Source organism: Ottowia sp. (assembly GCF_035325765.1).
Lineage (GTDB): Bacteria > Pseudomonadota > Gammaproteobacteria > Burkholderiales > Burkholderiaceae_C > Ottowia.
This window is the reverse complement of sequence record NZ_DAOKZG010000002.1, coordinates 62,035-84,612: the sequence shown is the minus strand read 5'-3', so window position 1 is coordinate 84,612 and position 22,578 is coordinate 62,035. Positions and strand designations below refer to the sequence as shown.

The following is a 22,578-nucleotide window of genomic DNA, read 5'->3' as shown; positions in this document are numbered from 1 at the left end:
ATGAGCGGCACTGCGGACCTCGTCAAAGCGATCAAGAAGGAGCTCAAGGCGGCGCGCATGACCTATGCCGATCTGGCGCGCGAACTGGGGCTCGCCGAATCCAGCGTGAAACGCATGCTGGCGCGCGGCGACATGCCGCTCTCGCGCATCGATGCGATCTGCCGCGCACTGCGCCTCGACTTCGCCGAACTTGCCCAGCGCGTCGCCGACTCGCAGCCGCTGCTGAACGAGCTCACGCTGGAGCAGGAACACGCCGTGGTGCGCGACGACCGCCTGCTGCTGGTGGCGCTCTGCGTACTCAGCCAATGGACGCTCGAGCAGATCACCGCGCACTATCGGCTGAGCGAAGCGGATGTCATTCAACGCCTGGCGCAGCTCGACCGCCTCGGCATCATCGAGCTGAAACCCCTGAGTCGCTACCGCCTGAAGCTGGCCAAGGCGTTCCGCTGGCGCCCGCACGGACCGGTGATGCAGTACTTTCGCGACCACGTGGTGCTGGACTATTTCGCGGGTGGCTTCGGCGGCCACGGCGAAGGCGTACTGCTGGTGCACGGCAGCATTGCCCGCGCGCTGGCGCCCTCGTTCGTCGAGCGCATGCAGCGCATCGCCCAGGACTTCGCCCAGCAGCACCAGGCCGACCAGAAGCTGGAGCCGGGCACGCGCGAGGGCTATACCCTGCTGCTGGCGATGCGCAACTGGGAATTCGCGGCGTTCGCGCGCCTGCGGCGGTGACATGGCCCCCTGTGTCGCCGCGCTCCATCCCCCAGAGGGGCCAAATCCCGCAGTTGGATGCGCCCTCACCCCACAGGTGAACGTCATCAGGGCAGTCGAAGCCAATATGCATGCGGGTTTGAAGACGATGATCAGCGGTCAACTGCCGGATTCAGGGTGACCCGGGAGATCCCGGCCGCGGGCGCCCCGGACGGCCTGCTCCGCCGCCTGCGGGCCAGGGTCACTTCATGCGTCGTGAGTCACGCACGACACCCTGGGGCACCGGCCTTGCACCCTGGTGCCGCCTGCGGCGCCTTTCCGCCGGCGATCACCGGGCCTCGCCTCCGCCGCGGTCCCCGGTGGACAATGGCTGCGCCCCGCCACGCTCGACCTGCCCCCGGAACTTGACGCCATGCCGAACGTCCTCGCGCCGCTCCCGCCGCCCGCCCGCCGCCCGCCCGTCATCGGGGTCGCCCTGGGCAGCGGCTCGGCGCGCGGCTGGGCCCACCTGGGGGTGCTGCGCGCGCTGGAGCAGGCCGGGGTGCGACCGGGCGTGGTGTGCGGCACCTCGATCGGCGCGCTCGTCGGGGGCGCCCACGTGCTGGGGGCACGTGACAAGCTGGCGCAATGGGTGCAGGGGCTGAGCCGGCGCGACGTGGTGTCGTTCATGGACTTCAGCCTGGGTGGCGGCCTGCTGAAGGGCGAGAAGCTGATGAGTTTCCTGCGCGACCACACCAACGACCGCGACATCGAGGCTCTGGAGATGCCCTTTGCCGCGGTCGCGACCGCGCTGCACACGGGCGCCGAGGTCTGGCTGCGCCGCGGCTCGGTCGCCGATGCGGTGCGCGCCTCGATCGCCCTGCCCGGCCTGTTCACGCCGGTCTGGCACGACGGCCGCCTGCTGGTCGATGGCGGCCTGGTCAACCCGGTGCCGGTGTCGCTGGTGCGGGCGCTGGGCGCCGACATCGTGATCGCGGTGGACCTGAACGCCGACCTGCTGGGCCCCCACCTGCGGCGCACCGCACCAGCCCCCGAGCCAACGACGAACGGCGGCTGGCTGCAGAACCTGCAGCAAAGCCTGGGCTGGCGCTCGGCCGCCGCCAACGGCGAAGCGGCGCAGGGGGCCGCGGCTGCGCCGTCCGAACTGCCCTCCATGCTCGACACCCTGGCCACCAGCATCCACATCATGCAGGTACGCATCACGCGCAGCCGCATGAGCGGCGACCCACCAGAATTCACCATCGCACCGGCCCTGTCGCACCTGGGCGTGCTGGACTTCCACCGCGCGCACGAAGCCATCGACGCCGGGGCCGCCGCGGCGCGCGATTGCGTCGCGCTGCTGCGCGAGAGCGGCCTGGTGCCTGCCGCAGGCGAGGACAACGGCCGCGAGGTCCCGCCAGCGACGCCCTGACCCTGGCAGCCGACGCGAGGCAGCCGGCACTGCGCCTCACCCGAAGCGGAATGCCGAAATCGCGACCTCCATCACGCGGTCCGAGAAATCGCGCCGCCCGGGGCTGGCGCCGGCGGCGCCGGCAGCCACGTGCAGCGGCAGCAGGTGCTCCTCGGCACGCGCGGGGTGCGCCAGGCGCCCGGCCGGGGCGCTCGCCTGGGCCCAGTCGGCGAGGCGCGCGTTGCGCTCGACCTCGGGCCGGGACACGGTTTCGACCAGCCAGCGGTCGAAGGCCTCGGAGGCCGGCAGCGAGCGCGGGTCGCCGTAGCCGCGCATATTGTGGTAGCTCATGCCGCTGCCGATGATCAGCACGCCCTCGTCGCGCAGCGGCTCCAGCGCGCGACCCAGGCGCAGATGGTCGGCGGCGTCCAGGCTCTCGAGCAGCGAAAGCTGCAGCACCGGCACGCCGGCATCCGGAAACGCCACCTTCAGCGGGACGAAGACTCCGTGGTCGAAGCCGCGTCGCGCGTCGCGCTGCGGCGCGAAGCCGGCCCCGGCCAGCAGGTCGGCCGCGCGTTCGGCCAGCGCGGGAGCGCCGGGCGCCGGGTAGCGCAGTTCGTAGGTGTGCGGCGGAAAGCCGTAGTAGTCGAACAGCAGCCCGGGCTGCGCACTGGTCGTCAGCGCCGGCCGCGCCGCCAGCCAGTGTGCGCTGACCAGCACGATCGCCGTGGGCGGCGCGGGCAGGCTGGCGGGGATGCCGCGCAGGTAGGCCGCGGTGCGCTCCCAGGCGGTGGGCGGGTCCCAGTTCATGAAGAAGCAGGGGCCGGCACCATGCGGGATGTAGAGCGTGGGCATGCGGGCAGAGGCGGTGGACATGGCAGCGGAGGCGGAAACACGCGAAAGCGCGCACTGCCATTGTCGCCACACGGGGCGCGCCGGTGCAACCGCACGGCTTGGCCCTGCCCGCAGGCGTGCTGCTGATTCCACGCTACGCTCGAGCGCGTCGACGCTGCCGCTGCGGCGGTCCGACCAGACGCGAGGAGACCACCATGACCGACCCCACCGCCAGCAGTGCGCCCCTGCCCTGGGAGCGCATCGTCGCCGACGTCGCCGACGCCCTGATCTATATCGACACCGAGGGCGTGATCCGCGCGTGGAACGCCGCGGCGGCGACGCTGTTTGGCTTTCCCGCCAGCGAGGCCCTGGGCCAGAGCGTCGACCTGATCATCCCCGAGCACCTGCGTGAAGCGCACTGGCGCGGCTTCAACCGTGCCATGGAACGCGGCGCCACCAGCCGCGGTGCCGAGGTACGCACCACCCGCGGCCTGCACAAGGACGGGCGCAAGCTGTACGTGGACATGAGCTTTTCCGTGGTCAAGAGCGCCACCGGCCAGGTGTTGGGCTCGGCCGCCATGGCACGCGACGCCACCGAGCGCTACCTGGCCGAACGGGCGCGCAAGGCCGCTGCATCCGGTGGGTGAAACGATCTCCCCGTGGCGCTGCGCGCCGCAGGCGCCGGCTGCCTGGCGGGGTGACGCGCGGGGACGCGCTTCGCGGGGCCTGCGGCCAGGGAGGGGCGCTGGCGGACGCGTCCAACTGCCGTTTCCAGGTTGAATGCGAAGCGACCCGCGCGAGCCGCTACAGTCGGGGCCATGCCAACCGGGGAACATGTCGCATGGGTTTGAGTCTGGTCCACAGTCGCGGGCTGATGGGCCTTGCCGCGCCGGCCGTCACGGTCGAAGTGCATCTGGCCAATGGCCTGCCCAGCTTCACCCTGGTCGGACTGGCCGAGATCGAAGTAAAGGAGGCGCGCGAGCGCGTGCGCAGCGCGCTCATCAACAGCGGCCTGACGTTCCCGCACAACCAGCGCATCACGGTGAACCTGGCACCAGCCGACCTGCCCAAGGACTCGGGGCGCTTCGACCTGCCGATCGCGCTCGGCATCCTGGCCGCCAGCGGCCAGATCGATGGCGCGCGCCTGCAGGACTGGGCCTTTGCCGGCGAGCTCTCGCTGTCGGGCGAGCTGCGCCCGGTGCGAGGCGCGCTGGCCATGGCGGCGGCGCTGCGCGACGGGCCGCAGCCGCCGGCGCTGGCCCTGCCGCTGGACAGCGCGCGCGAGGCCGCACTGGCCAGCGGGTTGACGGTGTACGGGGCGCGCCACCTGCTGGACGTGGTGGGCCAGTTCCTGCCGCGTGGCCAGGACGGCGCCGCAGCCGACGGCTGGTGCCGCATGCCCGAGCACGTCGTGCGAGCCGAGCCCAGCTATCCCGACCTGGCCGATGTCAAGGGCCAGGCGGCGGCGCGCCGGGCACTGGAAATCGCGGCCGCCGGAGCCCATTCGGTGCTGATGATCGGACCACCGGGCAGCGGCAAGTCGATGCTGGCCCAGCGCTTTGCCGGTCTGCTGCCCCCGATGGACGCGGAGGCGGCCCTGCGCAGCGCCGCCGTGGCCAGCCTGGGGGGCAGCTTCGATCTGGCACGCTGGGGCCAGCGGCCGACACGGGCGCCGCACCATACCGCAAGCGCCGTCGCCCTGGTGGGCGGAGGCTCACCGCCGCGGCCTGGCGAGATTTCGCTGGCGCACGAAGGCGTGCTGTTCCTGGACGAACTGCCCGAGTTCCCGCGCGCCGCGCTGGAGGCGCTGCGCGAGCCGCTGGAGAGCGGCCACATCACGATCAGCCGGGCCGCCCAGCAGGCCGATTTCCCGGCCCGCTTCCAGCTCATCGCGGCCATGAATCCCTGCCCCTGCGGCCATCTGGGCCAGCGTCGCCCGGCCTGCCGCTGCACGCCCGACCAGGTGGCGCGCTACCAGGGGCGGCTGTCCGGCCCCCTGCTTGACCGCATCGACCTGCACGTGGAGGTGCCGGCCCTGGCCTCCGAGGAACTGCTGGCGGCGCCGGCGGGCGAAAGCACGGCCAGCGTGCGTGCACGCTGCGTGGCCGCGCGCGAGCGTGCGCTGGGGCGCCAGGGCGTGCCCAACCAGGCGCTGCAGGGACAGGCGCTCGATGCCCGGCTGCAGCTCGACGGCGCCGCGGCCAGTTTCGTGACCGCGGCGGCCGCGCGGCTGGCCTGGAGCGCGCGCGCCACGCACCGGGCGCTCAAGGTGGCGCGCACGATTGCCGACCTGGCCGCCAGCGACACCATTGCCGTGGCGCATGTGGCCGAGGCGATCCAGTACCGGCGTGCGCTGCGCGGCGCGGCGTGAGGCGTTGCTCCAGATCCTGGGCGCCCTTCATGCGGACGGGCGCACGAATGACCCTCGACTGCAGATCCGGCCGCCGACAGCGTGTGAACGTCCTGAAAGTCGCGTGAACACTGGCCCTGGCTCCTCCGGTCGCGCGCACCGGTCGGATGCGTGCGCCACACACCCGCCAGGAGCGGCGCCGCGACCTCGCCCAGCACATCGCTGATCGCGGCGCGCCGGTGGCACTCACTGAGCGTGAAGGCGAGCCGGTCGAGCCGGCCGATGATCTTGCCGAGCTCGCGCTCGACGCTCGGGTTGTGCGCATCCGGCTTCAGTTCGTCGGCGTGCATCGGCGGCACGCCGCGCATCAGGGATCCACAGGGCGATTCCCGTGCAGCGCACGATGCTGCAGACGTGCCAGGAATCGATGTCGTCCAGGCAGCGGAAGCCTCACATGCCGGCCGCCGGGCCGGCCGGCTCAGGCCGTGGCGACGTTCAGTTGCTCACCCTTGGCACCGGCGGGCTTGGTGGCCGGGCTGCTCGCGTCGGCGGGCTTGGCATTCCCTGCCTTGGCGGTGCCGAAGCTGATCTCACCCGAAAGCTGGCCCCCTTCCTCGATCACGATCTTGCCATAGCAGATCTTGCCGGTCACCTTGCCGGTGGAGAAGATCACCAGCTTCTCGCGCACCGTCAGGTTGCCGTCGAAGGTGCCGCGCACTTCGGCGATGTCGATCTCGGCCGAGCCCTTGAAGGCGCCACGCTCGGCGATCTGGATCACGCGCGAGTTCATGGTGGCCTCGACCGTGCCCTCGACGACGAGCGTGTCGCAGTCGGTGATCTCCACGCCCTTGAGCTTGATGTTGGCGCCGACGGTGAGCTTGGCGCCGCTGTCGGCCGGCGTGGTTGCCGGCGCCGGCGTGCTGGTCAGGGGATTGGCGGCTGGCGCACCCAGTCCCTGGGCACCTGCGTTCGCGGAGCCGAGCGTGCTGGCACCGCCCAGGGTGCTGGGGCCCGTCGGGCGGGCGGGATGGGTCGGGGTGGGTTCGGCATCACGCTTGCCGAAGAAAGGTCCTTGTAGTGCCATGCTCGCTCCTGATAACAATCAATCGATCCTATAGACCATATGCGACATTTGGCCCAACAGCAGGAAAAAGTCGTAACGAATCGGGACGAACCCATGGCAGGGGGCCGCTCGGGCAACGTTACCATGCGGGCCAGTTGCCTCCCGCGCCGCGAGGACGGCGCACCCGCATCCACCCATGCCCGCATCTCCCAGTCCCTGGATCGTGACCGACGCCGGCGCTGACGGCGTGCGGGCGCTGCCGCAGGGGCGCTGGACCGCGGCCGCCCTCGGCACACGCCCGGCCTGGCGCGCGGCCACGGCGGCCCTGGCGGGCGTGGCGCCCGACGCGAGCTGGGACCTGCGGGCCCTGCAGGCGCTCGACCATCTGGGCGCCCTGGCGCTGTGGCAGCACTGGGGCCGCCAGTGGCCGGCCCGGTTGGAGCTGAGCGACGATCAGCGCGCGCTGCTCGAGCGGGTGGCGCGGCTGCAGGCGCCGCGCACCGAGCCGGCGCGGGCCGGTTGGGCGCAGCGCGTCGACACCTTCGGGCAGGCGGTGCTGGCGGCGCTGGCCGAGCTGCGCGACTTCGTCATGCTGTCCGGCCAGCTGCTGCTGGACGCGCTGCGCCTGGCGGCGGCGCCGCAGCGTGGGCCCTGGCGCGACTTTTCCGGCCTGCTCTACCGCATCGGGGCGCAGGCGTTGCCGATCACGGCGCTGGTGGGCTTCCTGATCGGCGTCGTGCTGGCCTACCTGATGAGCCAGGTGCTGCGCCAGTTCGGCGCCGAGACCTTCATCGTGAACATCCTCGGGCTGGCGCTGATCCGCGAGCTCGGCCCGCTGCTGGCGGCGGTGCTGATCGCCGGCCGTTCGGGCTCCAGCATCACAGCCCAGATCGGCGTCATGCGCGTGACCGAGGAGCTGGACGCGATGCGCGTGCTGGGCATCCCGGCCGGCTTTCGCCTGGTGCTGCCGCGCGCCATGGCACTGGCGGTGGCGATGCCGCTGATCACGGTCTGGACCTCGGTGGCGGCGCTGGTCGGCGGCGTGCTGGCGTCCGACCTGACGCTGGGCATCAGCGCCAGCTACTTCCTGGAGGCCCTGCCCAAGGTGGTGCCGATCGCCAACCTGACGCTGGCGGTGGGCAAGTCGGTGGTGTTTGGCCTGTTCATCGCCCTGATCGGCTGCCACTATGGCCTGCGCGTGAAGCCCAACACCGAAAGCCTGGGCCAGGGCACGACGGCCTCGGTGGTGGCCTCGATCACGGCCGTGATCCTGATCGACGCGCTGTTCGCCGTGCTGTTCAAGCGCGTGGGGATATGACGCACCTCCCCGAGCCGCTGCGCGCCTTCCCTCCTGAGAGAGGGGATGCGTCCCGTGGCCGGCGCAGGTCCGGCCACGGATGCGCCGTGCGTGCCGGACGCCCTGCATGGAATGCGCGCTGATGGACGCGGGTCTCGCAGCCGCCGCCCAGCCCGACGCTCCGCTGGCGCCGGACGCGCCGGCCATCGAGGTGCGCGGGCTGTGGAGCGTGTTCCCGCGCCCGGGCGGCGGCGAGGTGGTCGTGCACCAGGATCTCGACCTCACCGTGCAGCGCGGCGAGCTGCTGGCCCTGGTGGGCGGCTCGGGCACCGGCAAGACGGTGCTGCTGCGCACCATCCTGGGCTTGAACACGCCGGCGCGCGGCACCGTCACGGTGCTGGGCCGTCCGGCCGCCGAACTGGCGCGCCCGGGCGCCGCCACGCGCGTGGGCATGCTGTTCCAGCAGGGTGCACTGTTTTCGGCCTTCAGCGTGCTCGACAACATCGCCCTGCCGCTGCGCGAGACCCGCGCCGTGCCCGAGGCGCTGGCGCGCGAGGCGGCGCTGCTGAAGCTCCAGATGGTGGGGCTGAAGCCGGGCGACGCGCACAAGATGCCGGCCGAACTGTCGGGCGGCATGATCAAGCGCGCGGCGCTGGCGCGCGCGCTCATCATGGACCCGCCGCTGCTGCTGCTGGACGAACCCACGGCGGGGCTGGATCCGGACAGTTCGGATGCCTTCGTCGCCCTGTTGCGCTCGCTGCACCAGGAGCTCGGCCTGACCGTGGTGATGGTCACGCACGACCTGGACACGCTGTTCGAGCTCTCGACCCGCGTCGCCGTGCTGGCGGACCGGCACGTGATCGTGTGCGCACCGGTGCCCGAGGTGCTGGCCTTCGACCACCCCTTCATCCACCACTTCTTCCTCGGCGAGCGCGGCCGCCGCGCCATGGAGCTGCTGAAGGCACGCCAGCGCGCCGCCACCGGAGACTGACCCCATGGAAAACAAGTCCCATGCCCTGGCCGCTGGCCTGTTCGTGCTGGCCATCTCGGCCCTGCTGGTGCTGCTGGCGCTCTGGCTCATGCGCGACAGCACCAACACCACTCCCTACCGCATGACCAGCGCCGATGGCGTCACCGGGCTGCAGGTGCAGGCCGCGGTGCGCTACAAGGGCGTGGCGGTCGGCAAGGTCACGGGGATCGGCTTCGACCCCGCGCAGCGCGGCAACGTGCTGGTCAGCATCGCCGTGCGCAGCGATGCCCCGATCACGCGCTCCACCTTCGCCACCCTGGCCTTCCAGGGCGTCACCGGCCTGTCCTTCATCCAGCTCGACGACAGTGGCTCGTCGACCGAGCCCCCCGCCGTCGGTCCGGACGGCGTGCCCCGCATCCCGCTGCGCCCCAACGTGTTCGGTCAGCTGAGCGACCAGGCGGGCGCCCTGCTGGAGAAGGTGGACCAGGCGGTGGACGGGGTCAACCGGCTGCTGGGGGCGGAAAACCAGGGCCTGCTCACCGCCACGCTGAACGAGATGCAGGGCGCGGCGCGCAGCTTCAGCGAACTGGCGCGCGACACCAACCGGACCATCGAGGCGCAGTTCGGCCCGCGCCGCAGCAGCATCCCGCAACTGGTGCAGCAGGCCACCGCGACCTTCCGCACCCTGGATGGCGTGGGCGCGGAGACCAACCGCGCGCTGGCAGACGTGCGCGCCGTCACCGCCGAGCTGGCGCGCGGCCTGGCCACCTTGACCGGCGAGGGCGGCGTCGTGGCGCGGCTGGACGAAGGAGCGACCACCGTCACCCAGACCACGCTGCCGCGCATCCAGAACCTGACCGAGGAAGCCAGCCGCACCATTCGGCGGCTCGACCGCATCGCCAATACCCTGGGCGAGAACCCGCAGGCACTGCTGTACGGCAGCGGCCCGATCCCGCCCGGGCCGGGCGAGCCCGGCTTCGTGGCGCCCGACGCGCGCGCCGCGCCAACCGAATGATGCCGATGAATCCGCTGATCCTGCCGCCTTCCCGCCGGGCCGTCCCGGCCATCCTGCTCGTGGCCTGCCTGGGCCTGGGCGGGTGCGCCCTGCCGCTGCCGGACAAGCCCTTGCGTCCGGCCGCCTGGGATCTCGGGCCGCCGCCCGTGCTGGCGCCCGCGACGCCGACGGGCCAGGGGGTGCCGCTGGCGCTCGACCCGATCGAGGCACCGCCCGCGGTCGACACCAGTGCCATCCTGTACCGGCTGCTGTACGCCGACGGCAGCCAGCAGCCACGCCCCTACGCGCAGGCGCGCTGGAGCATGACGCCGCCCCAGCTCGTCGGCCAGCGGCTGCGCCAGGTGTTGGCGACCCGCCATCCGGTGCTGGAGCCGGGCACCGGTCTGGCGGCGCTGCAATTGCGCGTCGAGCTGGATGAATTTGCCCAGGTGTTCAGCCGCCCCGACGCCAGCGAGGGCGTGGTGCGCCTGCGCGTCACGGCGATCGCGCCGGCACGCCAGGGGCGCCTGCTGGGCCAGCGCAGCTTCGAGGCGCGCCAGCCCGCGCCGAGCGCCGACGTGGCCGGTGGCGCGCAGGCGCTGCGCGGCGCCACGGACGAGGTGCTGCGCCAGGTGTTGGACTGGGTCGCCGCGCTGCAGTGAAACACCCGCGTGGCGGATCGGGCTGCGCAAAGCCCGGCCGCTCCGGGAAGTCGTCGCCCGCGGCAACGCGCGCGTAGCGCGCCCCGACACAGCGGGCGTCCCTTCATGCAGCGAAGCGCAGCTGCAGGCGGCAGCCCTGGCCGGGCGCGCTGTCCAGCGTCAGCGCGGCCCCCAGTTGCGCCGCCTGTTCGCGCAGCCCGACCAGGCCGTAGTGGCCGGCGGCCGGCACCGCCGGGTCGAAGCCGACGCCGTCGTCGGCCAGTTCCAGACGCCAGCCACGGGTTGCACCCGTGGTCGCGTCAGCGCCTGGGGGCTCCGGCGCCAGGGCCAGCGTGACATGGCGCGCCCGCGCGTGACGCGCGATGTTGCGCAGCGCCTCGCGCGCCATGTTCAGCACGATCGCCGCGCGCGCGTCCACCAGCTCATCGGCGGCCGGATCGATGTGCGCCTGCACCTGGACGCCAGCGTCCCGGGCCAGTCCCTGCAGCAACGCCTGCAGCTCGGCGGCGAGACCGCTGTCGTGCAGTCCGGCCGCGCGCATCTGGCGGATCGCGCCGCGCACCTCGGCCAGCCCGCTGGACGCGACCTGTTCGGCGTCCGCCAGTTCGGCATCCAGTTGCGCGGGGCTCCAGCGCGCGCCCAGCTTGCGCACCATGCGAAGCTGCGTCAGCAGGGCCATCAGCGAGTGCGCCAGCGTGTCGTGCAGCGCACGCGCCAGGCGCAGGCGCTCGCGCGTGGCGGCGGCGCGGCGCGCCCCGCGCGCGAGCCGCTCGATGCGCGCCGTGCGCTCGGCCACGCGCGTGTCCAGCTCGGCGTTGAGTTGCGCCAGTGCCGCCTTCTCGGCCTGCAGGCCGGCCACCACCTCGGCCAGGGTGGCACCGATCGCGTGCACCTCGTCGCGACCGCGCGGCGGCGTGATGGCGCCCTGCTCGCCGCGGGCGACAGCGCGCGCCTGCCGCGCCAGCTCCTGCAGCCGCCAGAGCAACCAGCGCGCAAGCAGCGCTGCCGCCAGCGCGGCCAGCAGGCCGACCGCGAGCACGCCGAACAGCACGCTGTCGCGCGCCCGTCGCGCCGGCGCCAGCGCCAGCGCGGCATCCTGGCGCACCAGCACGCGCCAGCCAGCACCGCTGCGCGACACGTCGTCCGCGGCGGGTGGCGGCAGTTGCCCGACCAGGTAGCGGCCGTGCGCGCTCGGGTCCACCGGCGCCGCGTCCGCCAGCACGCCGGGCGGCCCGGCGAGCAGGCGGCCGCGCGCGTCCAGCAACAACATCTCGACCGGCACGCCGCCGGCCATGGCGCGCAGCCGCGCGTCGACCTGGGCCTGCAGCCACAGCCAGGGCAGGCGCGCCACCAGCAGGCTGGCCGGGCCGGCACGCTCGGTCGTGAACGGCACCGCGAGCACCAGTGCATCGCTGTCGCCCGCGCCGCGGCTGCGGTGCAGCACCACCAGCGGAGTCCGGGTCGCCTGGTCCAGCCACGCCGCGCGCCCATCGTCGCCCGGCGTGCGGATTTGCTCCTCGGTGGCCACCTGCACGCTCCCGTCCGCGCCCTGCACGCCGATCCAGTTCAGCTCCGGGTGCTGCTGTTGCAGGGCACGCAGCCGGTCCGCCGCGAGCACGTCGCGCGCCGCGTCCAGCCGCCACTGCGCGGCCGCCGCCTGCAGCGCCGCCAGGCGCACCTGCACCTGGCCGAGCAGGGCGTCGTCCGCCTGCCCCGCCATCTGCACCAGGCGCGCCTGCGTGTCGATGAGGACATGGCGCTGCGCCTGGGCCGCGGCCAGCTCGCCCGCCACGATGGCGCCGCCCAGGATCGGCACGAAGAGGGCCAGGCCCAGGGCGAGCGCGAAATGCCGGCGCGGGTCCAGGCGTTGCCACCAGCGCGTCGCGTCGCCGGCGGCCCCGGCGCGATCCGCTTGCGCTAAGCTTTCCGTCATGCGATGCGACATCGAGTCCTGCGACCGATTGTGCGCCCGCGCGCCGGGAGCGCGGGCATGACGGCAGCGCGACCGCTGCGTCTGCTGGTGGTGGACGACCAGCCGATCATCCGCCGCGGCCTGGCGCTGATGCTGGACGTGGAAGACGACATCTCGGTGGTCGGGCAGGCCGCCGACGGCCAGGAAGCGCTGGAGCTGGCCGAGGCCCTGCGTCCCGACGTGGTGGTGATGGACCTGCAGATGCCGCGGCTGGACGGGGTCGCCGCCACGCGCCTGCTGGCCATGCGCCTGCCGCAGGTGCGCGTGGTGGTGCTGACCACGTTCGACGACGACGAGCGCGTGTTCGAGGCGGTGCAGGCCGGCGCCCACGCCTACCTGCTCAAGGACGCGGCCGAGGCGGAAGTGCTGGACACGGTGCGCGCCGTGCACCGCGGCGAATCCCGCCTGTCGCCGACGGTGGCGCGCAAGGTGCTGGAGCAGTTCCGCGGCCTGGCCAGCGGCTGGACGGCGCCACCGGGGGAGCCGCCGCCGATCCGCCCCGCCGTGCCGGCCGACCCGCTCACGGAAGAGCAGCCCCTGTCCGACAAGGAGGAGCGCGTGCTGGCGCTGCTGGCCGATGGCCTGTCGAACCGGCAGATCGCGGACCACGTGTTCCTGGCCGAAGGCACGGTGAAGAACTACATCAGCCGCATCATGGAGAAGCTGCACGCGCACAACCGCATCGAACTGGCGGTGAAGGCCGTGGCGCGGCTGAAGTGAAGCGCGCGCCGCGGGTGCACGCACCCTCTGCCTGTCATGATCCCAAAAACGGCAGTTGACCGCTTGCCTTCGTCACGAGAGCCGCATGAACCTCGACTTCCGCTGCTTCGATCACCTCCACCTGTTGGGTGAGAGCGCGTCCAACTGCCGTTTTTGGGATGATGGTAATAGTGGGTCTGGTGGCCGGGCCCTGGCCCTGCCGTGACACCCGACACCGCGTCTCCCGATCACGCTGACCCACCCGCCGCAGCGTCGGACACCCACGCCTGGCAGCGCCGCATCGCACGCCTGCTCGAGCCTCGCCTGCTCGGGCCGCTGGTCGGCGCGCTGGCCACGCTGCTGGCGCTCTTCGCCATCCACGTCCTGGGCGCACAGGTGCACCTGCGCGAGATCCGCGCCGAGTTGCTGGCACTGCCGGGTGCGGCCATCGCGCAGGCGCTGCTGCTGACGGCGGCCAGCTTCGGCGCGCTCGCGCTCTACGACGTGCTGGCCGCGCGCCGCGTGGCCCCGGGCCGGGTGCCGGCACGGCTGGCGGCGCTGGCCGGCTTCGTCGGCTACGGCTTTTCCAACGCGATCGGCTTTCACGTGTTCGTCGGGGGCCCGATCCGCTACCGCATCTACCAGGCGGTCGGGCTGGACGCAGCCGACGTGGCGCGCATCGTCAGCCTTTCGGCGCTGACGTTTGGAGGCGGCCTGCTGACGCTGCTGGGCAGCGCGCTGCTGCTGAACCCGGCCGGCGTGCCCGTGCTGCAGTGGCTGGGCAGCCAGGCCGCGCGCGGACTCGGCGCAGTCCTGCTGCTGGTGGTGGCAGGCAGCGTGGCCGCGTTGGCCCGGGGCGCGGCGCGCCTGCGCCTGTTCGGCTGGACGCTGCCGCTGCCGGGCGCCGCCAGCGCCGTGCTGCAGATCGGCATCGGCGCGCTCGACATCGGCGCCGCCGCCGGCGCCCTGTACGTGCTGCTGCCAGCGGACGTGGTGCCAGGCTATGCCGCCTTCCTGCCGGTGTTCCTGGCCGCGGTCGTCGCGAGCGTCGTCAGCCACGCGCCGGGCGGGCTGGGCGTGCTGGAAGCCACCGTGCTGCTGGGGCTTGGCGCCGGCCCGCGACCCGACGTGCTGGCCGCGCTGCTGGCGTTTCGCGCGATTTACTACCTGCTGCCCCTGCTGCTGGCAGCCGCCGGGCTGCTCGGCTTCGAGGCCGTGCACGCACGCACGCGCCTGCAGTCGGCTTCGGCCCGCGCGGCGGCCCTGGGGCGCGTGGTGATGCCGCCGCTGGCGGCCGCGCTGGTGCTGCTGGGCGGACTGGTGCTGCTGTTTTCCAGTGCCACGCCGACGCTGGCGGGCCGCGCGCAGCAACTGCGGGACTGGCTGCCGCTGCCGTTCGTCGAGGCCTCGCACCTGCTGGCCAGCCTGACCGGGCTCGCGCTGGTCGTGCTGGCGCACGGCCTGTGGCGACGCATGGCGCTGGCGCGCAGCGCCGCCGCGGCGCTGATGCTGGCCGGCGCGCTGTTTTCGCTCACGCGGGGGCTGGACTGGGCCGACGCCCTGCTGCTCGCGCTGTTTGCCGCCTTCCTGCATGTCGGTCGCGCCGCCTTCTATCGGCGTGGCGACTGGCGCGCCTTTCGCCCCACGCCGACCTGGATCGCGCTGATCGCCATCGTGCTGGGCGGCGCCGTCGTGGTGGGGCTGTTTGCCTACCGCAACGTGCCCTACCGCGACGACCTCTGGTGGCAGTTCGCCTGGCAGGGCGACGCACCGCGCTTCCTGCGCGCCATGTTGCTGCTGGCGGTGGCGGCGGCCGCGCTGGCCCTGGACGCGCTGCTGAACCGCCCGCCGCAGCCGCGCCCGTCGGTGCAGCCGATCCCGGCCGCGGTGCGGGCCATCCTGGCGCGGGCACGGGATACCGAGGCCAACGTGGCGCTGCTGGGCGACAAGACCTTCCTGGTCGCGGACGACGCGCAGGCCTTCATCATGTACGCGATGCAGGGACGCTGCTGGATCACCATGGGCGATCCGGTGGGCGAGGAGGCGGCGGCACGTTCGCTGATCTGGCGCTTTGCCGAGCAGGCCGACCGCGCCGGCGCACGCGCCGTCTTCTATGCCGTGCAACCGGCCTGGCTGCCGACCTACCTGGACCTGGGGCTGGCCGTGCTGAAGATCGGCGAAGTGGCGCGCGTGGATCTCGCGACGTTCACGCTCGAGGGCAAGGCGCGCCAGGCCCTGCGCTATGCGCACGCACGGGCGGCGCGCGACGGACTCGAGTTCGCGGTCGTGCCCAGGCTCGAGGTGCCGGCGCTGCTGGACGAGCTGCGTGCGGTGTCCGACGCCTGGCTGGGGGGCAAGGTGGTCCGGGAAAAAGGCTTCTCGCTTGGCCGCTTCGACCCGGCCTACCTGGGCGAGTTCGATTGCGCCGTGATGCGGCGGGGCAAGGCGATCGTCGCCTTCGCCAACCTCTGGCGCAGCGGCGGCCGCGAGGAACTGTCGATCGACCTGATGCGCTATCGACCGGGCATTTCCGGCGTGCTGATGGACGCGCTGTTCGCGCACCTGCTGCTTTACGGCAAGGCCGAGGGCTACGCCTGGTTCAACCTGGGCGCGGCACCGCTGGCGGGGCTGGCGGACCACCCGCTGGCGTCGAGCTGGAACCGCATCGGCACCTTCATCTATCGGCGCGGCGATGAGTTCTACAACTTCGAAGGGCTGCGCGCCTTCAAGCAGAAGTTCGATCCGGTGTGGACGCCGCAATACCTGGCCTGCCGCGGCGGGCTGGTGCTGCCACACATCCTGTTCGACGTCACCAGCCTGATCGCCGGCGGGCCGCTCGCGGCCCTGCGCAAGTAGCCGTGCGCCGGCGCGGGCGCCCGCTGCGTCGTCAGGCCGTGGCCGGCACGCCGTCCAGCAGGCGCCGCGCGAGCGCCATGTAGTCACGCCCCAGGTGATGGCCACCGTGCAGCGCATGGGTCTCGACCCAGGCCGGCAGGACCTGCGTGCTGCACAGCGTGCGATCGCGCGTGCCGTGGTAGCACACCACCGGCGGCCGGCCGCCCAGTGCGGCCACGCGCGCCAGCGGATCGTGGTGCGGCACGTGGCGCAGCCAGCCCAGCACGGCGTGCACCGCGCGCGCGAGACGGCCGGCGCCGGTGACGTAGTTTTCCAGGCCGATTTCGAACGTGATGCGCGGACTGGGCGAAAGCAGCACGAGCTGCACCACGCGCGCGCGGTTGGCCGGGCTCAGACCGGCGACCAGTGTCGGCAGCACGTCCGCGCCGAATGAAAAGCCGACCAGCCAGACGCGCCGGCGCCGCCACCGACGGCAATAGCGCGTCAGCAGCGCATCGAGCTCGAGCGCCGCCGCCTGCGGCGCACGCGCATGCCAGAAGTAGCGCAGCGTGCTGATGCCCACGACCGCGATCCCTTCGGCGACGAAGGCGGCGCTGAGCTGCCGGTCGATCTGGGCCCAGCCGCCATCGCCCGAACAGACGATCGCCAGCAGCTCGCGCCGACCCGCGCGCCCGGCCGCTTCCGGGTCGGCCGGCAATTCACGGCTGGCCTGCGCCAGCGTCGACCGGGCCAGCGGGTTCCAGAGGCGCATGGCGGCCCGCACGGTGCGCGCGGCAGCGCGCTCAGGCGGTTTTCAACGCGTGGCTCTCGATCTCGGTGCCGCCGGCGTCGCCCAGCAGCTGCTGGATGCGCGCCGCCTCGTCCGCCTGGGCGTGCACCGTGACCAGGAACTGGTCGGCCTTGATCGCGGTTTCATAGCGGATCACCGAGTTCTTGGGCACGCCGACGGCCGTGAGTGCGCCCACCAGGGCCGAGACGCCGCCGGCCAGCACGGCGCCCTCCAGGCCGCCGACGATGATCGAGGCCAGCGGCCCGAGCACCATGACCGGGCCGACCAGAGGAATGAAGAAGAAGCCCGAGCCCAGCAGCAGGCCGGCCAGCCCGCCCCAGAACACGCCGAGCTTGCCGTAGAACCGCGCGCGATCGCCGGCGTTGAAATAGCCGACGGGCTGGTCCTCGCTGTGATAGTTCTTGCCGACCACGGACACCGCCGCCAGCGGCACACCGCTGGCGGCGAGCTGGCGCACCGCGCCGTCGGCCGCCTCGTGGGTCTGAAACAGTGCCATGACCATGTGGTCGCCCAGGGACGAGGGCGTTGCTGTCTTTGCTTGCATTGGATTCATCCGTTCAGGACGGGCGCCGCCGGCCCGCGCAGCGCGCCGGCGGCGCCGGGTTCACTTTCACTTCTTCGCAGGGGCTGCCGCCTTGGCGTGCCCCTTGCTCGCGGCAGCGGCCGCCTTCTCGGACGCCATGCTGGTCTGCATCACGTGCGCGTAGGCGGACTTGTCGAGGTTGACCTGGCAGTATTGCTCCAGCTCCGGCTGGATGGTGTCGGTGCCGGCCACGTCGAGCACCGCCTCGGGCTGGCCCTTGCTGCCGTGGCCGACGGCGTAGTAGATGAACTTGGGCCGCATGGTCTCGTCCATCGCCAGGAAGTCCTGGCAGGTGGTCTTGACGATCGGCTTGTCGGCACCGGGTGCGGCAGCCATCGCGGTTTGTGCGACGGACAGTCCACCCGCCAGCAGCAGCGCCAGCAGCGGCCGCTTGCGTGCGGTTTTCATGTGGATGCTCCTCAACCAGCGGAGGATGGGTCGCCCCGCACGGCGCCCCCGCGATGCGCCGTGCGCGGGAAAGCGGGCGTTCACTGCATGAACCAGCCGTGACTCACGACCAGCGACTGGCCGGTGAGCGCATTGCTCGGCCAGGCGGCAAAGGTGAGCGCGGCCTGCGCGACGTCGTCGACGGTGGTGAATTCGCCATCGACGGTGTCCTTGAGCATCACGTTCTTGATCACCTCTGCTTCGCTGATGTGCAGTTCCTGCGCCTGCTCGGGGATCTGCTTCTCAACGAGCGGCGTGCGCACGAAGCCCGGGCAGATGACGTTGCTGCGGATGCCGTAGGGCGCGCCTTCCTTGGCGATGACCTTGGCCAGGCCTTCCAGGCCGTGCTTGGCGGTGACGTAGGGGGCCTTGAGCTTGGAGGCTTCCTTGGAGTGCACCGACCCCATGAAGATCATGCTGCCGCCGCGGCCCGAGGCGATCATCTGGCGCATCGCGGCGCGCGCGGTCAGGAAGCCGCCGTCCAGATGCACCGCCAGCAGCTTCTTCCAGTCGCTGAACTTGAAGTCCTGCAACGGCGTGACGATCTGGATGCCGGCGTTGCTCACCAGGATGTCGATGGCGCCCAGACTTTGCTGCACCTTGGCAAAGCCGGCGTCCACCGCGGCTTCGTCGGTGACGTTCATCTCGACTGCCAGGGTCTTGACGCCCTTTTGCGCAATGGCGTCGGCCGTGGCCTGGGCGTCGGCCAGGCGCAGATCGGCGATCACCACGCTGGCGCCGGCGTCGGCAAAGACCTCGGCGATGCGCTTGCCCAGGCCGCTGGCGGCGCCGGTGACCAGGGCGGTCTTGCCCTTCAGGCTGAGGGTGGTGCTGGCCTGCACGGGGGTGGGGCTGGAATTGCTCATGATCTTTCCTTTCGTCAATGAAGTGGGCGGGCTGGCGCCATGGCGCCAGCCGTCGGCCGTCAGGCGCGGCGCTTGCGCGCGGGGGCACTCGGCTCGGCCAGGTAATCGTGCACCACTTCGCCCAACCCCAGCGTCAGGTCGGTCAGGATGTGCACGGCGCCCAGCACTTCCCGCACGGGCAACTCGGCGACCGGGGCACGCACGTGCTCGAACAGCTGCAGCGCGGCCGGCCCCCGCCAGGCACCGTGGATGGTCACGTTCTCGCAGCGGTAGCGCACGAGCTCGCAGATGCGCGGCGTGCAGTCCACGTGCGGAATGATCTTCAGCAGGTAGTTGTCCCCGGTGACCGCCGCCAGCGCCTTGGCCACATCGAAGGTCTGGTACTTGAAGCCCATGGTGCCGATCGCCGCCGGCAGGCCGTTGGAGTTCAGCCCGCCGATGAGCACGTCCTTGTCCACGCGCAGCGACGAGTTGGCGAACTTCTTCGGAAAGCCCCAGATCTCGCGCCCGCCCTCGATCGGGGCGTCGTCGTTCAGGAACATGTTGTGCGAATAGGTGCCGGGCTGGCCGTTGAAGGTGACGGGGATCACCTGCCCGGCTTCCATGTAGTCGCCGAAACCGGCCGAATCGGGCATGCGGATGAATTCCATCTTCACCACTCCGTCGCCGGCGGGCTTGAGCGGCGCCGGCACCACGGCTTCGAGCCGCGCGGGATCGGTGCGATAGCTGATCACCAGGAACTCGCGGTTGATGAAGCGGTAAGGGCCGCGCGGGTAAGCGGGGCTGGTCAGCGGCATGGCCCAGGCCTGCCGACGGACCTCGGTTTCTTTCATGGAACAGGCTCCTGGTTCAGGTGAAGCCGGGCGCGCTCAGCGCACATGGCGCAGGCGCGGGCCTTGCGGCGCGTCCGGCTGGTAGTCGAGCACGCGGAACTCGCCGCGGCGCACCGGCGGCTGGCGTCGCAGCAAGTCGAGCGAGGCGCCCATGTCGGCCAGCCCGGCGTTCCAGTGCTCGGTCATCGACAGGCGCGAGAATTCGTAATCCCGCGTCTGCGTCTCGCAGGACTTGCCCCGGTGGATCACGTGCACCAGCGTGACCGGCGGATCGTCGCTGCCCGCCAGCAACTCACGCACCGCCGGCTGGTCGCGCTGTGCCGCGGGCAACAGCTGCGCCAGCCGCTGCAGGCGCCGATGCAGCTGGTGGCGTTCGCGCACATGGTCGCTCACGAGGCGGGTGCGGCTCGAATACTGGATGTCCTTCTGTCGCTCGGCCACGTCCAGCAGGGTCGTCGGCAACTCGCCGCGCGCGCTGAACAGGTCCACCTGGAACACCGTCACCGGCACCTGAGCCGGACTGTGCAGGTTGCGCATCACGTGCGAAAGCGGCGTGTTGGAGACGACACCGCCGTCCCAGTACCAGCGCTCGCCCACCTGCACCGCGGCAAAGCCCGGCGGCAGCGCGCCGCTGGCCATCACGTGCTCGGGGCCGATGCGCTCCTGGTGATTGTCGAAATAGGTGAAGTTGCCGCTCTGGACGTCGACGGCGCCGACCGAAAGGCGCATCGGCCCGTCGTTGAGCCGGTCGAAGTCGACCAGCTCGAGCAGGGTTGCGCGCAGCGGCGCGGTGTCATACAGGCTGACCGGCGGTTGTGGCCACCAGGCAATCGGCGGGCGCGGCGCGAAGAAGCCGGCAACGCCCTGCCACGCGCCCAGCAGCGCCATCCCGGCATCCCACCAGGAGCGTAGCGGCCCCAACATGTCCGCCGCCGCATTGGTCGGCAGCAGCGCCAGGCTGACCTCGTCCCAGAACGCGTGCAGGCGCTCGACGCGCTGTTCGGGCGGATTGCCGGCGATCAGCGCCGCATTGATCGCGCCGATCGAGATGCCAGCCACCCAGTCCACGTCCTGCGCGCGCGCCGCCAGCGCCTCGCAGGCGCCGGCCTGGTACGCGCCGAGCGCGCCGCCGCCCTGCAGCACCAGTGCCGTCATCGACCCGGCGCCCGCTTGTCTGCTGCGCGCCATGCCTTTGTCTCCGCTGCTGGCCGCCGTGAGCTCAGCCGGCCCAGTGGAAGTTGACGTCGCTGCCCTTCGGCCCGACGTGCACCGTGCGCGTCAGCGTATGCTCCTTGAAGCGCGCCGTGACGCGGTACTTGCCCGGCGGCACCTGGGCATAGGTCATCGGCCCGGCATCCTTCAGGCGCAACACGGCATGGCCGCTGTGGTCGAACACCTTCAGGCCGACGCCCGCGACGAATTCATCGTCCTTGCGCTCGGAGAACTGAATGCGCAGCGGCCAGTTGTGCGCGTCCTTGCGCATCTTCATTTCCTCGTCCTTGCCGACGCCGCCATTCAGGTAGACGGTGCCCTGGACCGGCTCGAAGAACAGCGCGTCCTCCTCGACGACCACCGTATCCCCGGGCCTGGCATGGGCCGCGGGTGCCTGGGTCGTGGCGGCGGGGCGCGCCGGCCCGGCCGCCCGCACCGTACCCGGCAGCGCCAGCGCGCCGCCCAGGCCCAGCAGGCCGAGCAAGGCCGCCGTGCGCAGCACGGAAAGACGATGGTTCGTGGTGTTCATGATGCACTCCTGTTGCCCCTGGATCGCTCCCGCCGGTACCGGCGTTGCAGCCGCAACGCGTTCGCGGCAGGCACGGGGCTCATGATCGGCGGCTGCGCCGGCAACCGCCAGTGCCGCGCGTCACGATTCACAGTGACGAACGTCACTTTCGCGCGCACTGGGCTCGCGGCGCGCGCATCGCAGGCGCGCGCGCCGGCGATGCGCGCGCTGCATGGGCAGTTCTCAGGTGGCCGGGCGGGTCAGGCGTCGCGCGCGGGCGCCGGTCCGGGCGTGCGCCGGCCGAACAGGCCGTAGCCGTCCATCAGCAGGACCTGGTCGCCGTGCTGGTTGAACATCTCCCAGAGCGTGCGCACCAGGCCGACGTCGGGGCGCGACTTGAGCGGGCGCGACTCGAGGATGCGCTGGCGCAAGGTGAGCGTGTCGCCCGGATACACGGGCTTGAGCCACTGGATCTTCTCCAGCCCGGGCGAGCCCTGGCTGGAGGAGTCGAGCAGGAAGTTGCGCACCATCAACCCCATCGCCATGCTGCAGGTGTGCCAGCCGCTGGCGGCGAGCCGCCCGAAGATCGAATGCGCGGCCGCCGCGTCGTCCACGTGGAAGGGCTGGGGATCGTAGCGGCGCGCGAAGGCCAGCACCTCGTCGCGCTCGACGGTGATGCTGCCCAGTTCGAGCGTGCGCCCGGGCGTGAGGTCTTCCCAGTAATGCTGGATGGTGCGGGGGCTGGAAGTGGTCATGGGGATGGTCTGGTTGGAGCCCGCCAGCGCGCGGGCCGCGGCTCTGCTAAAAGAAGGGTGATGGGCCCGTCGGGTCCGCTTATTCTGCAGCAGCAGCCGCGCGGGCACGGCAGCCGCTGCGGACTCACGAGGAGCAAGGCAATGGGACAGTGGATCGAACTCACGGCGGCGGACGGGCAGAAGCTCAAGGCCTGGCAGGCCACGCCGGCCGGCCCGGCACGCGGCGCCCTGGTGGTGTTGCCCGAGATCTTCGGCGTCAACTCGCACATCCGCGCGGTCACCGACGGCTACGCGGCGGACGGCTATCTCGCGCTGGCACCCGCCACCTTCCAGCGCGTGCGACCGGACGTCGAACTGGGCTACAGCGAAGCGGACATCCGCACCGGCGTCGGCCTCAAGGGCGCTGCCGAGGCGCTGCCGGCGCCGGGCGTGCTGGCCGACGTGCAGGCGGCGGTCGACCACGCGGGGCGTGCCAGCGGCACCAGGGTGGCGGTGCTCGGCTACTGCTGGGGCGGGCTGCTGGCCTGGCGCGCCGCGGCCGTGACCGATGGCCTGGCGGCCGCCGTGCCCTACTACGGCGGCGGGATGACGCAACCGGCCGAGCTCGCGCGCCAGCCGCGCGTGCCGGTGCAGGCCCACCTGTCGGACCACGACCCGTCGGTGCCGATGGCGGGCGTCGAGGCCCTGCGCCAGGCGCATCCGCAGGTCGAGCTGCACCTCTACCACGCCGCGCACGGCTTCAACTGCGACCAGCGCGGCGCCTGGGACGAGGCGGCCGCCGCGCTG

At 72.1% G+C, this 22,578-nt stretch carries 22 protein-coding genes; 11 read left to right on the top strand and 11 right to left on the bottom strand.

Features of this window, described 5'->3' with window-relative positions; translation table 11 throughout:
• Together PKA16_RS01295 and PKA16_RS01290 are read left to right on the top strand one after the other, a co-directional pair.
• Complete coding sequence (locus PKA16_RS01295) at positions 1 to 732, top strand: helix-turn-helix transcriptional regulator (RefSeq protein WP_324399608.1); 732 nt, start codon at positions 1 to 3, stop codon at positions 730 to 732.
• Between the two features lie 391 nt (positions 733 to 1,123).
• Positions 1,124 to 2,122: a patatin-like phospholipase family protein gene (locus PKA16_RS01290; protein WP_324399606.1), complete on the top strand. Its 999-nt coding sequence runs from the start codon at positions 1,124 to 1,126 to the stop codon at positions 2,120 to 2,122.
• Positions 2,123 to 2,158: 36 nt separating this feature from the next.
• Here the strand turns inward: PKA16_RS01290 and PKA16_RS01285 are convergent, their stop codons facing one another.
• Positions 2,159 to 2,977, bottom strand: a complete 819-nt coding sequence (locus PKA16_RS01285) for a class III extradiol ring-cleavage dioxygenase (protein WP_324399604.1) — start codon at positions 2,975 to 2,977, stop codon at positions 2,159 to 2,161.
• Between the two features lie 173 nt (positions 2,978 to 3,150).
• On the opposite strand from PKA16_RS01285, the gene PKA16_RS01280 reads away from it, so the two are divergent.
• Positions 3,151 to 3,582, top strand: a complete 432-nt coding sequence (locus PKA16_RS01280) for a PAS domain S-box protein (protein ID WP_324399602.1) — start codon at positions 3,151 to 3,153, stop codon at positions 3,580 to 3,582.
• Positions 3,583 to 3,776: 194 nt separating this feature from the next.
• A complete protein-coding gene (locus tag PKA16_RS01275; protein ID WP_324399600.1) occupies positions 3,777 to 5,306 on the top strand; it encodes a YifB family Mg chelatase-like AAA ATPase in 1,530 nt (509 codons plus the stop codon).
• 457 nt (positions 5,307 to 5,763) lie between these two features.
• On the opposite strand, the gene PKA16_RS01270 is transcribed toward PKA16_RS01275, so the two are convergent.
• Entirely contained in the window at positions 5,764 to 6,369 is a 606-nt protein-coding gene (locus PKA16_RS01270) for a polymer-forming cytoskeletal protein (RefSeq protein ID WP_324399598.1), read from the bottom strand.
• Positions 6,370 to 6,544: 175 nt separating this feature from the next.
• Here PKA16_RS01270 and PKA16_RS01265 point away from each other — a divergent pair, with 175 nt between their 5' ends.
• The 4 genes from PKA16_RS01265 to PKA16_RS01250 all read left to right on the top strand — a co-directional run bounded on the left by PKA16_RS01265 (position 6,545) and on the right by PKA16_RS01250 (position 10,271).
• Complete coding sequence (locus tag PKA16_RS01265; RefSeq protein WP_324399596.1) at positions 6,545 to 7,666, top strand: ABC transporter permease; 1,122 nt, start codon at positions 6,545 to 6,547, stop codon at positions 7,664 to 7,666.
• A 121-nt stretch (positions 7,667 to 7,787) separates the two neighbouring features.
• A complete protein-coding gene (locus PKA16_RS01260) occupies positions 7,788 to 8,636 on the top strand; it encodes an ATP-binding cassette domain-containing protein (protein ID WP_324399594.1) in 849 nt (282 codons plus the stop codon).
• Positions 8,637 to 8,640: 4 nt separating this feature from the next.
• Positions 8,641 to 9,630 (top strand): MlaD family protein, encoded by a 990-nt coding sequence (locus tag PKA16_RS01255; protein ID WP_324399593.1) that lies wholly within the window; start codon positions 8,641 to 8,643, stop codon positions 9,628 to 9,630.
• A 5-nt stretch (positions 9,631 to 9,635) separates the two neighbouring features.
• Entirely contained in the window at positions 9,636 to 10,271 is a 636-nt protein-coding gene (locus tag PKA16_RS01250) for an ABC-type transport auxiliary lipoprotein family protein (RefSeq protein WP_324399591.1), read from the top strand.
• Between the two features lie 103 nt (positions 10,272 to 10,374).
• Here the strand turns inward: PKA16_RS01250 and PKA16_RS01245 are convergent, their stop codons facing one another.
• On the bottom strand, positions 10,375 to 12,204 hold the full coding sequence (locus tag PKA16_RS01245; RefSeq protein WP_324399589.1) for a histidine kinase: 1,830 nt from the start codon (positions 12,202 to 12,204) through the stop codon (positions 10,375 to 10,377).
• A 57-nt stretch (positions 12,205 to 12,261) separates the two neighbouring features.
• On the opposite strand from PKA16_RS01245, the gene PKA16_RS01240 reads away from it, so the two are divergent.
• Entirely contained in the window at positions 12,262 to 12,963 is a 702-nt protein-coding gene (locus PKA16_RS01240) for a response regulator transcription factor (protein ID WP_324399587.1), read from the top strand.
• A gap of 201 nt (positions 12,964 to 13,164) precedes the next feature.
• Positions 13,165 to 15,798 carry a bifunctional lysylphosphatidylglycerol flippase/synthetase MprF gene (mprF, locus tag PKA16_RS01235; RefSeq protein ID WP_324399585.1) on the top strand — a complete coding sequence of 878 codons (2,634 nt, stop codon included), beginning with the start codon at positions 13,165 to 13,167 and terminating at the stop codon, positions 15,796 to 15,798.
• A gap of 31 nt (positions 15,799 to 15,829) precedes the next feature.
• Here the strand turns inward: mprF and PKA16_RS01230 are convergent, their stop codons facing one another.
• The 8 genes from PKA16_RS01230 to PKA16_RS01195 all read right to left on the bottom strand — a co-directional run bounded on the left by PKA16_RS01230 (position 15,830) and on the right by PKA16_RS01195 (position 21,792).
• Positions 15,830 to 16,549 (bottom strand): AcvB/VirJ family lysyl-phosphatidylglycerol hydrolase, encoded by a 720-nt coding sequence (locus PKA16_RS01230; RefSeq protein WP_324399583.1) that lies wholly within the window; start codon positions 16,547 to 16,549, stop codon positions 15,830 to 15,832.
• A 31-nt stretch (positions 16,550 to 16,580) separates the two neighbouring features.
• Positions 16,581 to 17,084, bottom strand: a complete 504-nt coding sequence (locus PKA16_RS01225; RefSeq protein ID WP_324399581.1) for a DUF1269 domain-containing protein — start codon at positions 17,082 to 17,084, stop codon at positions 16,581 to 16,583.
• A gap of 114 nt (positions 17,085 to 17,198) precedes the next feature.
• The gene (locus PKA16_RS01220) at positions 17,199 to 17,579 is read right to left on the bottom strand and encodes an HdeA/HdeB family chaperone (protein ID WP_324399579.1); all 381 of its coding nucleotides are present in this window, start codon (positions 17,577 to 17,579) and stop codon (positions 17,199 to 17,201) included.
• Between the two features lie 80 nt (positions 17,580 to 17,659).
• On the bottom strand, positions 17,660 to 18,484 hold the full coding sequence (locus tag PKA16_RS01215; RefSeq protein WP_324399577.1) for a 3-hydroxybutyrate dehydrogenase: 825 nt from the start codon (positions 18,482 to 18,484) through the stop codon (positions 17,660 to 17,662).
• Positions 18,485 to 18,543: 59 nt separating this feature from the next.
• On the bottom strand, positions 18,544 to 19,317 hold the full coding sequence (locus tag PKA16_RS01210) for an acetoacetate decarboxylase (RefSeq protein WP_324399575.1): 774 nt from the start codon (positions 19,315 to 19,317) through the stop codon (positions 18,544 to 18,546).
• Between the two features lie 36 nt (positions 19,318 to 19,353).
• A complete protein-coding gene (locus PKA16_RS01205; RefSeq protein ID WP_324399573.1) occupies positions 19,354 to 20,505 on the bottom strand; it encodes a patatin-like phospholipase family protein in 1,152 nt (383 codons plus the stop codon).
• 31 nt (positions 20,506 to 20,536) lie between these two features.
• On the bottom strand, positions 20,537 to 21,058 hold the full coding sequence (locus PKA16_RS01200) for a hypothetical protein (RefSeq protein ID WP_324399572.1): 522 nt from the start codon (positions 21,056 to 21,058) through the stop codon (positions 20,537 to 20,539).
• Positions 21,059 to 21,297: 239 nt separating this feature from the next.
• A complete protein-coding gene (locus tag PKA16_RS01195) occupies positions 21,298 to 21,792 on the bottom strand; it encodes a MaoC family dehydratase (RefSeq protein WP_324399570.1) in 495 nt (164 codons plus the stop codon).
• A 141-nt stretch (positions 21,793 to 21,933) separates the two neighbouring features.
• Here PKA16_RS01195 and PKA16_RS01190 point away from each other — a divergent pair.
• The coding region (locus PKA16_RS01190; RefSeq protein WP_324399568.1) for a dienelactone hydrolase family protein at positions 21,934 to 22,578 on the top strand (645 nt) is incomplete at its 3' end.